Source organism: Paraflavitalea speifideaquila (genome assembly GCF_032395985.1).
GTDB lineage: Bacteria > Bacteroidota > Bacteroidia > Chitinophagales > Chitinophagaceae > Paraflavitalea > Paraflavitalea speifideaquila.
On the sequence record NZ_CP135920.1, the window covers coordinates 1,195,415 to 1,209,728 of the forward strand.

The 14,314-nt window shown below is 46.2% G+C and carries 15 protein-coding genes and 2 pseudogenes; 7 read left to right on the forward strand and 10 right to left on the reverse strand.

Translation table 11 applies throughout. The annotated features are described in order from the left end of the window. Positions 1-151: 151 nt before the first annotated feature. The 3 genes and pseudogenes from RS881_RS08410 to RS881_RS59165 all read right to left on the reverse strand — a co-directional run. Positions 152-1,636, reverse strand: a pseudogene (locus RS881_RS08410) (PKD domain-containing protein); the annotation flags it as partial. Between the two features lie 296 nt (positions 1,637-1,932). Then, on the reverse strand, positions 1,933-2,346 hold the full coding sequence (locus RS881_RS08415) for a hypothetical protein (protein WP_315820664.1): 414 nt from the start codon (positions 2,344-2,346) through the stop codon (positions 1,933-1,935). Positions 2,347-2,446: 100 nt separating this feature from the next. After that, a pseudogene (locus RS881_RS59165) lies at positions 2,447-3,952 on the reverse strand (carboxypeptidase M32). A 157-nt stretch (positions 3,953-4,109) separates the two neighbouring features. Here RS881_RS59165 and RS881_RS08435 point away from each other — a divergent pair. After that, positions 4,110-4,952, forward strand: a complete 843-nt coding sequence (locus RS881_RS08435) for a hypothetical protein (protein WP_315820668.1) — start codon at positions 4,110-4,112, stop codon at positions 4,950-4,952. A gap of 85 nt (positions 4,953-5,037) precedes the next feature. Next, positions 5,038-6,537, forward strand: coding sequence for a hypothetical protein (locus tag RS881_RS08440; protein ID WP_315820669.1), 1,500 nt, complete (start codon positions 5,038-5,040; stop codon positions 6,535-6,537). 52 nt (positions 6,538-6,589) lie between these two features. Here the strand turns inward: RS881_RS08440 and RS881_RS08445 are convergent, their stop codons facing one another. After that, positions 6,590-6,865 (reverse strand): hypothetical protein, encoded by a 276-nt coding sequence (locus RS881_RS08445; protein ID WP_315820670.1) that lies wholly within the window; start codon positions 6,863-6,865, stop codon positions 6,590-6,592. Positions 6,866-7,026: 161 nt separating this feature from the next. Further along, complete coding sequence (locus RS881_RS08450) at positions 7,027-7,233, reverse strand: hypothetical protein (RefSeq protein WP_315820671.1); 207 nt, start codon at positions 7,231-7,233, stop codon at positions 7,027-7,029. Positions 7,234-7,343: 110 nt separating this feature from the next. Here RS881_RS08450 and RS881_RS08455 point away from each other — a divergent pair, with 110 nt between their 5' ends. From RS881_RS08455 to RS881_RS08465, 3 genes are all read left to right on the forward strand, one after another. After that, a complete protein-coding gene (locus RS881_RS08455) occupies positions 7,344-7,514 on the forward strand; it encodes a bacteriocin (protein WP_315820672.1) in 171 nt (56 codons plus the stop codon). A 347-nt stretch (positions 7,515-7,861) separates the two neighbouring features. Then, positions 7,862-8,140 carry a hypothetical protein gene (locus tag RS881_RS08460; RefSeq protein ID WP_315820673.1) on the forward strand — a complete coding sequence of 93 codons (279 nt, stop codon included), beginning with the start codon at positions 7,862-7,864 and terminating at the stop codon, positions 8,138-8,140. Between the two features lie 429 nt (positions 8,141-8,569). Beyond that, positions 8,570-8,803, forward strand: coding sequence for a hypothetical protein (locus RS881_RS08465; RefSeq protein WP_315820674.1), 234 nt, complete (start codon positions 8,570-8,572; stop codon positions 8,801-8,803). Positions 8,804-8,825: 22 nt separating this feature from the next. On the opposite strand, the gene RS881_RS08470 is transcribed toward RS881_RS08465, so the two are convergent. From RS881_RS08470 to RS881_RS08490, 5 genes are all read right to left on the reverse strand, one after another. Then, entirely contained in the window at positions 8,826-9,005 is a 180-nt protein-coding gene (locus tag RS881_RS08470; RefSeq protein ID WP_315820675.1) for a helix-turn-helix domain-containing protein, read from the reverse strand. A gap of 208 nt (positions 9,006-9,213) precedes the next feature. Continuing rightward, positions 9,214-10,386 (reverse strand): peptidase domain-containing ABC transporter, encoded by a 1,173-nt coding sequence (locus RS881_RS08475; protein ID WP_315820676.1) that lies wholly within the window; start codon positions 10,384-10,386, stop codon positions 9,214-9,216. Then, on the reverse strand, positions 10,386-11,378 hold the full coding sequence (locus RS881_RS08480; RefSeq protein ID WP_315820677.1) for a cysteine peptidase family C39 domain-containing protein: 993 nt from the start codon (positions 11,376-11,378) through the stop codon (positions 10,386-10,388). The genes RS881_RS08475 and RS881_RS08480 overlap by 1 nt, the downstream gene beginning before the upstream one ends. A gap of 39 nt (positions 11,379-11,417) precedes the next feature. Continuing rightward, positions 11,418-11,891, reverse strand: a complete 474-nt coding sequence (locus tag RS881_RS08485; protein WP_315820678.1) for a beta-barrel domain-containing protein — start codon at positions 11,889-11,891, stop codon at positions 11,418-11,420. A gap of 130 nt (positions 11,892-12,021) precedes the next feature. After that, positions 12,022-12,585, reverse strand: coding sequence for an HlyD family secretion protein (locus RS881_RS08490; RefSeq protein WP_315820679.1), 564 nt, complete (start codon positions 12,583-12,585; stop codon positions 12,022-12,024). A 710-nt stretch (positions 12,586-13,295) separates the two neighbouring features. On the opposite strand from RS881_RS08490, the gene RS881_RS08495 reads away from it, so the two are divergent. Further along, a complete protein-coding gene (locus RS881_RS08495; RefSeq protein WP_315820680.1) occupies positions 13,296-13,850 on the forward strand; it encodes a Nif3-like dinuclear metal center hexameric protein in 555 nt (184 codons plus the stop codon). Then, positions 13,799-14,182 (forward strand): Nif3-like dinuclear metal center hexameric protein, encoded by a 384-nt coding sequence (locus RS881_RS08500; protein ID WP_315820681.1) that lies wholly within the window; start codon positions 13,799-13,801, stop codon positions 14,180-14,182. Before RS881_RS08495 ends, RS881_RS08500 begins: the two co-directional genes overlap by 52 nt. The last annotated feature ends 132 nt before the right edge of the window (positions 14,183-14,314 follow it).

Here is a 14,314-nt window from a genome sequence, read left to right on the forward strand (position 1 = left end):
CTGAACCAGATAAGCTGGTAAGCACAGGATACACGGGGGCTGCAGAAAACGCCACCAATGGTTTATTTCCTACCCGGATGGTTTCATTAATGACTACCGAGTCAGAACAGCCTCCGGCAGTAGAGTAAACCAGTTTAACCGTATAGGTGCCCGGTTGTGTATAGGTATGCGTGGGATGCATTCCGGAAGCCGTGCTGCCATCGCCAAAATGCCATACGAAATCAGTCAATGGATCCACCGTATTCACCGTAAAGCGGGGTTGCCATACATAGGATACACAACCTTCCTGTGGCAGGTTGATCAGCGTTACCTGGGGCGCTTTGATTTGGATATACTTACTTTTTACCAGCGTATCCGTACAACCAGCGGCATTGGTAACAACCAGCGTTACATCGTATTCTCCCTTGATTTGCCAGGTATGTGAAACAGTTTTACCGGTATCCCGGCCACCATCTCCAAATAACCATTGATAGCTGACAGCACCTGGCAATTGAGCCGTAAGCTGGGCGGTGAAAGGAGCATTGCAGGCTGTACTGTCATTGGCTGTAAAGGCTGCTTTTGTTTTGGCCATCACCCGGATTGACTGTGTTATGGAATCTTTACAAGCGCCAAAATCACTCACCAGTTTAATAGCATAATTGCCTGGCAGCGCATACGTTTTTATGGGGTTGAGTTCGCTGGAAAAACTACCATCGCCAAAAGTCCACCTGGCGCCAACGGGTGCGGGGGTACTATTATTGATCAGGGCAAAAGGGGCATTATGGCATACCAGGGCGGGTACCGCAAAGCCTGCCTTTACCGTACCAATATTGATGATATTGGTTTTTATTATTGAATCGGTACACCCCGTATTGTTGTGTACCTTTAATTGAACCGAATAGGTACCTATAGCAGTATAGGTATGTACAGGATTGAGCGTTGTTGAACTGCTGCCATCCCCAAAATCCCATTCAAAAGCAAGCGTACCTGTACCCGTGCTGTTGTTGGTAAAATGTACCGCCGTAGGTGGCCTGCAACTATTGGGAACAGCAAAACTAATATCGGCCTTCACGCCATTATTGAGCTGGATATACCCCGTGCGGGTAATGGTTTGTATGCAGCCATAACTGTTGCGAATACGCAGGGACACACTGTATTGACCGGGCGAGGTATAGCGGTGTTCCGGATTGGGTTCTGTGGAAATGGTACCATCTCCAAAGTCCCATTCCCTCGATTCAATACTTCCATCGTCGGGACTGCTTAGATCGGTAAACTGTACATTGAGTGGGAAACAGCCAGTGGTATCAGATGCGGCGAAGTTGACCACGGGTGAGGAATAAACCGTGATATGGCTCACCTTGATGATCGAGTCGGCCTGACTGCCATTGCGCACCACCAATTTAATCGTATAAGTACCCGGATTGAAATAGGTAGCGGCCGGATGCTGCAAAAACGAAACCGTACCATTACCCAGGTCCCATCGCCAATAATTGGGATTGCCGGTCGATTCGTCGGTGAATTTAACCAGGAGGGGAGCGCAGCCGGAAGCTGGAGTGGCCGAGAAGCCTGCTTTCAGTTGAGCAGTAAGCACATTACTGCATAGCAGAAATAAGCAGTTAGCCAATATAGCACGGCTTATGAGGCTATGAGTCCTCATAGAATATTGGGGATTTTGAGTGATGATCTAATGTGGTTGGGTAAAGCTGTATCTAATTTACAACTTTACTTACTCAAATAAATTAATTAAGATAATATGAACTGTGAATGGGCGGGTAATAATTGAAGTAAGTATATAATATTTGATCTGATAGATAAGTGAAATCTATTATGAGTTAGTGATTAGTGGAGGCAAATAATTGGCTGTCTGATCTATTGATATATGTCAATAGTGTAATCTAATAAGTGGAGCCATAGCTGGCATTAAAATATAATGTTGAAAAATTAATATAGGTCTTAGACCTTCTTACGCAGGCGCAACTGGTTTTTCCCGTTAGTCGTAGTCATTTCTGCTTTTACAAAATCTTTTGAACTGTCTTTGATCTTCCAGGTGCCATTGAGCTTTTGGAGTGGATAGGGAGCGGTAGGGAATTGGGAGGTAATGGAAATGGTGGAGATATTTTCCTGCCAGGTACCTGAATACACTTCTGCAGCCCTGGTTCCTGTGAGCGTACGGTCTTCATTAAAGCGGAACGTATAGTTCAGGAAATCGCTGGTGATATTGGTGCTGTCTTCAATGTATTGCTCTACATACCAATCGCCATTGGTGATGATGTCCATCGCGATCTTCTCCTTTTGCTTGTCAATCAATTTTTGACAGGACGAAGCTGTTACCAGCAAAAGCAGGAGAGAGGGTACAAGTGTTTTCATAGTAGGATATTAGGGAGCCAGCGGTTAGTAGCAAGTAACCAGTGGGCCGTTTGCTGAATTGTCAACACCATTAGCCACTCGCCTTTTTCCACTCGCTTCCCTAAAATTTGTAAATATCCTTGTATTTATCAAGCAGGTACCGTAAAAAGTGCTGAATATCGAGTATTTCTCCGCTTACCTGCTGGCTTAGCTCCTCACTGGTATAGAAGCGACCGTATTGGTGTATACCACTGCGCAGCCATTGTAACAAAGGGGCTGTTTGGCCTTTTTGTACCTGAGCCTCAAGGTCTTTGATTTCGGCCGAAGCTTTGGCATAGAACTGGGCGGCATAAAAGCTACCCAGACTATACGTAGGAAAGTAGCCAAAACTGCCATGGCTCCAGTGCACATCCTGTAGGCAGCCCCGTTTGTCATCGGGCACCTGTACACCCAGGTATTGGTGGTAATGTTCATTCCACCAGGCTGGAATATCACCCGTGCTCAGTGAATTGTCCAGCAATTGCTTTTCCAACTCATAACGGATCATCACATGGAAATGATAGGTCACTTCATCCGCTTCCGTACGGATAAGAGAGGGGCTACCTGGTTAATACCCTGGTAAAAAGTTTCTACCGTTATATCTTTCAGCTGTTCCGGAAAATATTGCTGTAGTACCGGAAAGTAATGTTCACAAAAAGCCCGGCTGCGGCCTACATGGTTTTCCCATAACCTCGATTGGGATTCATGGATCGTTAAAGAGGCGGCTTCGCCCAGTGGCAAACCATAGGCTTCATCGGGCAGCCCTTGTTCATAGAGTGCATGGCCCGTTTCATGAATGCAGCTCCATACCATATTGCCCAGGTCGTTTTCATCAATACGGGTCGTTACCCGTACATCCTTGCTGTTGAAATTGATCGTAAAGGGATGTTCCGATACATCCTGCCGGCCAGCCTCCAGGTCATAGCCCAGGTCTTTCAATACCTGCATGCCAAAGGCCCATTGCTTATCTTTTGGATAATGCCGGTGCAAAAAAGCATTGCTCACCTGCGGCCGCGATCCAATCTTGGTCAGTAGTTCTTTCAAAGGTTGCCGGATGGTATTGAATACCCCATCCAGCAATTGCACATTGGAGCCTTTGTCAAAATCGTTCAATAAAGCATCATAGGGATGCCGCTGATAGCCCAATAACTGGGCTTCCTGCTTTTTCAGGGTAATTAGTTTGGACAGCTCGGGAGCAAACAAGCCAAAGTTATTGGCCTTCCGCTTCCAGCCAGCTATGAAAACATTTATTGATGGTTTCTGTAAGCTCCCGCACAAAATCAGGACTGAATTTCTTTTGCTTGGCATAATCTTCCCAGGTAAGCGATACGTTTTTCTTTTCCTGAAGCGTAAGGTCATTACGGCCATTCAATTCCTGCAATAATCCGCCCAGGCTATCATCAGTAAAGTATTGGTGGGCTATTTCCGTCAGCGTGGTTATTTGTTGTCCCCGTATACCAGCTCCCTTGGGTGGCAGGTAGGTTTCCTGGTCCCATTGTAATAAAGCGGAAGAATAACGGATGTCCGCTATCTTGCGCATCGTACTGATATATTGCTGGTATAACTTATCTGATGAAGTATGCGTCATATATTATTTTTTTCCGCCGCTAAAGTCCGAAAATGTTTGATATGCCCGTCATTTTATTGAATGAGCCAGGATTGTTAGGGCCTTTTAACAATTCGTAGACAAAAATTGTGAATTTTAAGGCAATAAAGCCATTAATTTGTTAATAAGAAACCTGTACATGAAATACGCATCCGTTTTTTATATTTTAGTTACCCTACTCATTGTATCCTTAACTCCGCGCCTGGCCCAGGCACAACAAATAGATTCCATGATCAATGTGTATGGTGAGCGATTTCCCCAGGAGAAAGTACATATCCATTTTGACAAGGCATTGTACAATCCCGGCGAAACAATCTGGTTCAAGGCCTATTTGTTTTCCGGCTTACTGCCTTCACCCATTAGCCGCAACTTTTACACAGAATTGATCGACCCCGCTACGGGCAAACTGTTGCAAAGAAAAATAACGCCCATATTTGAGGGTACAACGGCAGGCTCCTTCGACCTGCCGCTTACCCTCACTAATGCTTCCCTTATTTTCAGGGCCTATACTACCTGGATGCTGAATTTCGATACAGCATTCGTATACAGTAAGAATATCCGGATCGTCAATAAAAATACCGTGGCCGATAAAAAGCCTGTTGATAATAAAACGGTACTTAAATTCTTCCCGGAAGGTGGCGATATGATTGCCGAACTGTCCAACCCCGTGGCCTTTAAAGCGGTCGATAGCTATGGCATCCCCGTAGGCGTAAAAGGCGTTGTAAAGAATGCCAAAGGCGCTGTGGTGGCTAATTTTAACAGCGTACATGATGGCATGGGTAAATTTGAGCTGGAGCCTCAACCCAATACCACCTATTATGCCGAATGGCAGGATGAAAAGGGGAAGTCGTATAAAACCGATCTGCCGGCAGCCCGGCCCAATGGCGCCTTACTGCAAATGACCGGTTCTGAAAAACTGCAATCCTTTATCATCAAACGTTCTTCCAACGCTTCCCCGAACTGCAGAAATTGTACCTGGTAGGCAATATGTACCAGCAGGTGGTTTATAAAGCAACCATTAACCTGTCGGGCAACTTCATGACCAGCGGTACCATTCCCTCACTGAATTGCCCAGCGGTATTCTTGAACTGACGCTTTTCAACAGCAAGTGGGAGCCCCTGGCCGAACGCATTGTGTACATCAATAAGGAAGATTATACTTTTGATGCCACCATTAATGTAGGCACCAAAAATGTCAATAACAGGGGCAAGAACGTAATTTCGGTAGAGGTGCCGGATACCCTGCGTTCCAACCTCTCTATTTCTATTACTGATGCGGCCATGGCCGATAAAGGCGAGGATAATATCATTTCCCGCTTGATGCTTACAGGCGATATTAAGGGATATGTATATGAACCTTCCTATTATTTTAATGTGGTAGATGATTCCACCCGTTATTACCTGGATCTGGTGATGTTGACCAATGGCTGGCGCCGTTTTAAATGGAATGACCTGGCCGTTGGTAAATTGCCCACCATTAAATATCCCCGCGACAATTATCTTTCCTTAAAAGGAGAAGTGTTGGGGATGCAGGCCAGCCAGATCCCTACGGGTTCTTCCATCAATGCCTTTGTGGAAGGAAAAGACTCCTCCCGCCAGTTCTTTTCCCTGCCCCTGGATAGCCGTGGACAATTCAAAGAAGAAGGACTGATCTTCTTTGATACCGTGCGGGTATACTACCAATTCAATAAAGACAAGCGCCTCACCGAAAGGGCCGTAGTGAGTTTCAACAATGGTACTTTGAGAGGACAAAGTACGCTGCCGATGGATTCGGCCTGGCGTATACCAATCCCGCTCGATACCAGTGCTTTGAACCGTAGTAAGTTCATTGCTTCCGAAGCAGCCAGGATAAGACCCGAACTGGAAAGACAAGTCAAAACGCTGGAAGCCGTAACGGTGAGAGCCAAACAGAAGTCTACCAAAGACCTCATGGATGAAAAATATGCCCGTGGTTTGTTTTCCGGTGGTGATGCCATTTCATTCGATATGGTCAACGATCCTTTTGCCCAGTCGGCCACCAATATCTTCCAGTATTTACAAGGAAGGGTAGCCGGCTTACAGGTCAATATGAATGGTGCCAATGGACCAAGCCTCACTTGGCGCCAGTCAAATACCTCCCTCTTTTTGGATGAAATGCCGGTAGATGCCAGCATGGTCCAGAACATACCGGTTTCTGATATTGCCTATGTGAAAGCATTCCGTCCGCCCTTCTTTGGTGCTTCCGGAGGTGGTTCCGGTGGCGCCATTGCCATCTATACCCGCAAAGGCAATGATGCCAAAGCCAATAATGCGTCCATTCCCGGTGGTATGGAAAAGAACCTGTTGGCGGGATATGCTTCTTTAAAAGAGTTTTATCAGCCCGATTATTCCAAAGAAGCGGCACTGCATGATGTGCCCGATGTACGTACTACCCTTTACTGGGCGCCTTACCTGCTGACTGATAAATCGGCCCGCCGGGTAAATATCCAATTCTATAACAATGATGTTACCAGGCGTATCAAGGTGATCCTGGAAGGTATGAATGAAGAAGGCCGGCTGACAAGAATAGAAAAACTGATCGAACAATAAATACCGCTTTCCATCATAGTGATCCGCTATCGCTCATCCCGGTAGCGGATTTTTATTTCTTTACCACTGTAATCGTTCTTGTAGGCCGTTTCACGGGCGCCTCGCCCGGCGTAGGATCTGTCACCTGGGTGGAGTCGACCACCGGTGGCAACTTGTCATTATAGGTAAGTATAAAGGATTGATACATTTTCATCATGGGGCCGTTCAGGCGAAGTTGATCTTTGAGCGGATCATTGATAACTCCTTGTACGCGCAGGGTATCCCGCAATTGATTAATAGCGAAACTGATCTGGTACGAAACCTCCGGCCCCGGCTTATTGACCTCCACATCATAGAACCAGGTATGGTTATAATCCAGGTAAAAAGTAGCCGACGTATAATGCTTGTTGAAGAAGCGGAGGGTACTGTCGATGGGGATCTCCTTCAGTGGAATGGAGTCCTGTTGAAACCAGGCACTGTCCCGATAGGTAATTTCAGTGGGATTAAAAGCTACAAATACACGTATTTTTTTGCCAATACTATCAGGTGTATTGTGCAGGCTGATGGTGTCAAAAGGGGCAACCGGCTTTTGCGGGTGGCAATATAATACATGGCACCACCAGCCAATACCATTACCAGTAAGATTAGCCAGGTAGTGCGCATCTTTTGTGTTTTATGGTTGGGTAATACAAATCTATACAATTTATGTGCCGCCATCTTTTAAAACCTCTGTGTTTAATTTAACCACCTATGGGTTAGGATAGTCCAACTGCAATTGTCAACTTTAGGCCTCCAAAATCTATTCTTCACTTTAAAACACAATTATTATGAAAAACAATCAGTTTTCTCCACTGACGGAAAAAGAAATGATGTCAATTAATGGCGGCGGTATTTTTGATGGTATTCCCATCGTTGGTCCCTTGTTAGGAAGCCTGATCAATATTGTTAAGGGCCTACTGGCTTCCCTTGGATTGAATTTGCCAAATCTGCCTATATAAGGATGTCGGGAATATATAGTCAGAAAAAGGCTGGGCTAATCCCCAGCCTTTTTCTTGTCCAATGGGACCGGTTTATGGGCCATTTAGGCGTCAATGAATGCTAATGGCGCCATTCCCATGATGGAAATTATTGTTGATATCTTTTTAGCCCCGGCTACTGGTGCACGATACACCGGTATTACTCCTTCCCTGCATAATCGATTCATCCTGTTGCCGATCATGCCATAGAATGCCCGTCACTTTTACAACCAGAGACTATAATTTAACCGCGTAGTGGTTAGGTAAAAAGGTGGATAAAGAGCAATTTTAACTCATCAAGCATTCCTTCATTTTATAAATACTATTTTATGAGAACCTTTGATCAATTTGAAGCATTAACTGATACCGAAGTTGCAACTATCAATGGCGGTGGCACCTTCGATGGTTTGGTTAATGGTCTTGGTAACCTCTTCACTGGTGCCGGTAATGCACTGACTGGAATAGGTGGTATTTCTACTGGTGCAGGTAATGCCCTTACACTGCTTGGCGCTGGTGCTGGCAGCACCCTCAACTTTACTGGTATCGCTATTGGCGCTATCGGTACAGGTTTAGGCGTACTCATTGCTGGTATCAAACTGCCTGTATAAGTACTACACCAGGTACCTCACTTAATCCAGGAAGGCGTTGTATTCCCGCACATTGGTTATAATTTAAGCAGGCTAAGGCCTGATAAGGACTGATGAAATAAAACGTATTCACTTGGACGGTGACGGCAAACAGGATTGTGCAAACTTTTCTGAAGCCTTAAAGGCCGGCGTATGCCGGCTTTTTTATGCAGTTCGGCAACGCACTGATAATAACACATTCGGCCCCCTCCTTGTATAACAGCAATAAGCGACCTGTAGATTTGATCTGCTACCAGCCAGGGATACCCTTGTTTGTAGGATAAAAGAGCCAGGCTATGCGGTAGTCTTACAACCTGGGACTATAATTTAATCATTACGTGGTTAGGTATTTAGACGAATTGCCAACAATTTTATGATGGAAAATGTCCCTTCATTTTTAAAATCATTTTTATGAACAACTTTGATCAATTTGAAGCTTTAACAGAAGCTGAAGTAGAAAACGTCAATGGCGGCGGTCTTCTCGACCTTCTTCAGCCCATTCTCATTGTGAACGATCCACTCGGCCTGATAGGCACCGTGGTCGATCCATTGTTCAACGGTGCAACCAGCGCAGTGCACAGTATAGTTGGTGGGGTAAAAACTGTATTAAATAATCTGGTTAATGTCTTTTTGCGTCCCCTATAACTAACAGCTCACCCTTGGCGGTCTAGTAGCTACTTCTACGCCAGACCGCCTTGGGCTTGGGCATTTCTACCATATCCAATAATTCTGAAGGTTTGATCTGAAGTATCTGGCATACTTCATAATACCGGTCGATGGTCATGGGCGTTTTGCCAGTCTCCAGTCGGCTATACGCATTCTGTGATATATGCAACATCACGGCCATGTACTCCTGTGAGTACTCCTATTGCGCCGCAATAGCCTGATCTTGGTGGCAAGCAATTCGGTTGCTGAATTGGTTTCCGGTAGCATAATTTCAACAGGTTTTTGGATTGGCCCTTGATGTCGTTTCCGGCGGCCTTTGTTTTTCATGTCAGAATATATTTGGATCAATCCTACTCATCAGCCATGACAATGGTTAACTGGGCAGGTGGTCATAATACTTCAATTACACCCTGGTGTCGCTCCCACAAGCGGGCATACATCGCCTTATTGGCCAATAACTGTTCATGCGAACCTTCTTCATGTAACTGGCCATTCTTTAATACTACTATCTTATCGGCCTTTATGATCGTACTCAACCGGTGGGCAATGATGATGATCGTTTTACCCGCCTTTCTCCATTTTTGCATCGTGGCCTGCACCAACTGGTCGGCAATGGGGTCGAGAGAAGAGGTAGCCTCATCCATAATGAGTATATCGGGTTGCCGGTAAAGCGCGCGGGCAATGGCCAGCCGTTGCCGTTGACCGCCCGAAAGCGTAGCGCCATGTTCTCCCAGCCAGGTATTGAAACCTGCCGGCAGCTGTTCTACAAATTCAACAATGCCCAGTTCTGTGGCAATAGTAAGTACTCGCTGCATATCCGGCTCAAAATCACCCACCGCAATATTTTCCAATACCGTACCCGCAAACAGGTCTACCTGCTGGGGCACCACACTTACCCGCTGGCGCAAACTCTCCATATCCAGGTATTTGATATCCTTACCCCCAATACTGATCTGCCCTTCACGCAATGGATAGATATTTTGTAATAAAGACATTAAGGTCGATTTGCCACTGCCGCTTTCTCCTACAATAGCTGTAATACAGCCTCCCCGTATGGTAAGGTTGAACTGGCGGAATACTTCCACCCGTGTTCCATAGCGGAAACCTACTTCCTGAAAAATGATATCGCCCGTAACCCCCGGCGCAAGCTTTATCTTGTGCGTACTGTCTTCCTGTTCCAGGTCCATGATCTCAAAAAGCCGGTCGGCAGCGATCAGCGCATCCTGCATACTTTTATTGGCTCCTATAATACTCATAGCAGGGCCGGTGAAATAACCGATCAAAGCATAGAACGAAAGCAATTCACCCGCACTAAGATTACGGTTTACCACCATATAGGCCCCTGTCCATAATAAGGCTACCACCAGTAAACTGGTGGCAAAGCTGGCTACATTGCCCGCATAAATATTGAAGATGCTGGTTTTGTAGATCGTTTGCAGCAGCCGGATGAACTTCGACTCTGTCTTCATATTGGCATGTTCTTCCAGCCCAAACCGCTTGATGGTGCTGATGGTATTCAATGATTCCACCAACTGGCTGCCTAGTTCGGCATTGTTTTCCATCAGCGTACGCTGCCATTTTTATTGAACCGGTTGCTTAGCGCATACAGTAAAATATAAATGGGTATGATGGTAAGTACCAACAGCGCCAGTTTCCATTGGTACAGGAACATTACAAGGAAGGAGAAAGCTACAATGAACACATTGACCACCAGGCCGGTGGCGGTTTCATTGATGAACGACCGGATCTTTACCGCATCCGTAATACGCGAAGTTATCTCGCCCACCCGCATCGTATCAAAGAATTGCTGTGGTAATTTCAGCAGGTGCTTATAATAACCCAGTATTAGCCGGGCGTCAATTTGTTGTCCTGTTTTCAAGGCAAAAACACTTTTAAAACCGCCGATAAATAACTGGATCACCAGGATAAACAACATCACAATACCCATCATGTTGAGAAGGCGGGTATTGCCGCCGATCAATACGTGGTCTACGATGTTTTGAACATACAGGGAAGTGGCAAGTCCTAATATCGTATAGATCGCGGCGCCAAATAGTATCTGCAGCGTCACTTCCTTATGCGGGCGCAACAGGATCCAAAAGCGGCGGAGATGGGATATCTTTTCATTGCCTTCCTTAAAGGACTCGGCGGGCATCAGCAACACAATAACGCCGGTCCATATCTCTTTAAAGGCATCGTGCGTTTGTTGGTGTATTTCCCCATCCGCAGGATCCATTACCTGTATAAAATCCTTGGTCACTTTGTAGATCACCACGTAGTGGCTCAACCGTTTATTGATCACTACATGCGCAATGGCGGGTACCGGCATATTAAACAGCGCTTCAAAACCCCCTTTTACTCCTTTGGCCTCAAAGCCTATTTTTTGCGCCGCTTCAATAAGGCCCAGTACATTGGTGCCCTTGGTATCGGTGCCTGCATATTGACGGATGGCAGCGATGGGTAGCTGCAGGTTATAAAAAGCAGCAACGGATTGCAGGCAGGCGGCTCCGCAATCGGTAATATCATGCTGTTTTACTTTAATTGACTTTTTCATGGTATTGGTGCAAATTGCCGGTTTGGATATTGAAGTGCATTATTGGGCCTTCCCGGTACTGGCTGCTGCCGCCGCATGTGGGTTGAGCCATTTATCGGTCCTTTCATACAAAAGCTGCATAAGCCCCGGCGGGCCAGTATAAAACGGCATTGCAGGGTCATCCCTTTTGAGGTTGCCCTTAACACCATTGGAAAGTTGCAGATAGTTTTTATCAAGCAGGCATTTAACCTTAAAAACAGGCGCATTATTGACAAGCGTGAAATCATTGTCAACGGATTGTACTTTACCGGGAAGGATGCCCCAGGAGTTGTAATTGAAGGCATCTATCTGGCTTTTGACCGGCATACCGGCATAGATATAGCCAATGTCCTGCGGTGATACATATACTTCGGCCAGCATGCCCGAATCGGGCGATATATAACCGATCAGTTCACCGGCCTGCACACTACCTCCTGCATACCGGCCACTGAATTGCTGTATGGTGCCGCTTACGGGAGCCCTGATCTCCAGCATGTCCTTTTCCCGTTGTAATTCCTTTTTCCCCGCCTGCCAGTGCCTGGCCTCCAGGCGCAGGCGCTCCAGTTCTTGCTGCCACTGACTATTTTGTGAAGCTATTGCCGCCTGGTAAGATGCCCTGGATTGCTCATAGGCATATTTCTTTTCCAGGAATTCTTTTTTTTGCTATCACCTTTTCGTCAAACAACTTACTGTACATCTGGTAATCCGATTTCAGCTTGTCCAATATCGAACGCTTCTCGGCCAGGTTGGCCTGGAAACCCAGGTATTGCTGTTTGTAAAGGTTGGAATACAGGCGTGATGGGCCGGCCCCTTTGGCCAGTAATGCCAGGTCGTGCATATGCGTTTCCCGCTGCGAAAGCTCAAAACCCGCCTGGTCCAGTTTATTATTGGTTACATCCTGCTGAAGGCTAAGCAGTAGTTGCCCTTCTTTTACATGCTCCCCCTCCTTCACCCATACTTTGGCAATATTGGCGCTGGTAAGACTATGCAATTCTGATTTTTCCGAAAGCGGCCTGATAATACCAGGCACATTGACCGAAACATCTACTTTAATAAAGATGGCTACAATCAGGGCAGCCACCACCGCACCCGCTACGATAGTATAGATGATCTGGCTTTTGGGCTGCACTTTGGGCAGCCAGGAATAGGCTGAGTCCTGCATCATTTCAGCAGGGAAGATCCTGGGCATGAAGTCACAGTTTGGTTACACAAACAAATTCTAACAGGTCATTAAATCAAGGGGGATCAAACACAGGAATAAATACCAAAAAGGAGTGAGGTTGAAGGTCTTATCCGGCAGCAGAACGCATAAAACTATACGAAAGCATGTTTAAGCCGGATTGCATATTAATCAAAAATAACATAACAGCTCGACATGACCTTAACTTAAAACCTATACGCATATTTTATCCACGTAGGTTTTAAATTATACATCAAAACTCTATTTTAAACCCTCAATTGATAGTTTAGAACCCCTGGCTATAGCTGTTTTTAGGCGAAAATGTTGTTTTAAGAGGCTGTTCATTCGTTAATGGCGGTTTTACCAACCCCTGATCCCTTCTTTTAGATCAGCTCATCCCTCTTGGTGACCCCATTGGGGTCCAATACCTGTCATGTTCTCCCCTTATTAGGGGATAAGTCGTATATAAGCTGTATATAAGCTGTACATAAGCCGTAGATAAGCTGTCCTTATAAAGTACGGCTTATCTACAGTTTATCTACGAGTTAGCTGCAGCTTATAAATGGGTTAAACATGAATCAGTCCATTTCGAGGGGCTGGCCGGGTATGAATATTACGGCGATTTGACGCACTGCCTGGCTCAATGTTTATCTTTGGGCAATTGTTGTGATCGGGTAGTAGGTACCTGACTTATCTGCCCACTTTAAAGCCTCTTTATCATGCATATAGCCGCCATTATAGCCCACCTGGAATCCATTGCGCCGCCCTCTTTACAGGAAGGTTATGACAATGCCGGACTGCTTACCGGCGATGCCGCCTGGGAGTGTACCGGGGTACTATGTACCCTCGATGCTACCGAAGCAGTGATCCTGGAAGCAGTAACCCGTAACTGTAATATGGTGGTGGCCCACCATCCCATCATTTTTGGAGGGTTGAAGAAGATCAATGGAAAGAATTATGTTGAAAAAGCGGTGATAGCGGCCATCAAACACGATATCGCTATTTATGCCATACATACCAACCTGGACCATGTACTGGCCGGAGTGAATGGAAAAATGGCCGACAGACTGGGATTGGAAAAAGGAGCATCCTGGCCCCTAAATCGGCTACCCTCAAAAAGCTCTTCACCTTTGTACCCCTTGCCCATGTCGAGCAGGTACGGGCAGCTTTGTTTGCTGCCGGCGGGGGCCATATTGGCCAGTACAGTGAATGTAGCTTTGGGGTGGAAGGATCCGGTACTTTTAAGGGCGGGGAAGGCACCAACCCCTTTGTAGGACAACCAGGAACCCGGCATGAAGAGAAAGAAGTGAAGGTGGAAGCCATTTTTCCGGCCTGGTTGCAATCGGCCCTTGTAAAGGCCCTGATTGCCGTACATCCTTATGAAGAAGTGGCTTATGATGTGGTTGAGCTGGCCAATGCCCATCCGGGTATCGGCGCCGGCCTGCTGGGCGAATTGCCCGACCTGATGGAGGGAAAAGAGTTCCTGGCCCTGATTAAAAAGCAATTTGACCTGGCCGTCATTCGCCATACTCCCTTGACTGACAAGCCGGTAAGAAAAGTAGCGCTCTGCGGTGGAGCTGGTAGTTTATTGGTTTCAGGGCTTTAGCTGCCGGGGCCGATTTTTACATCACAGCCGACATGAAATACCATGAGTTTTTGATGCCAATGACCGGATGGTAATTGCCGATATTGGCCATTTTGAAAGTGAACAGTTTACCACCGACCTGTTGATTACTAT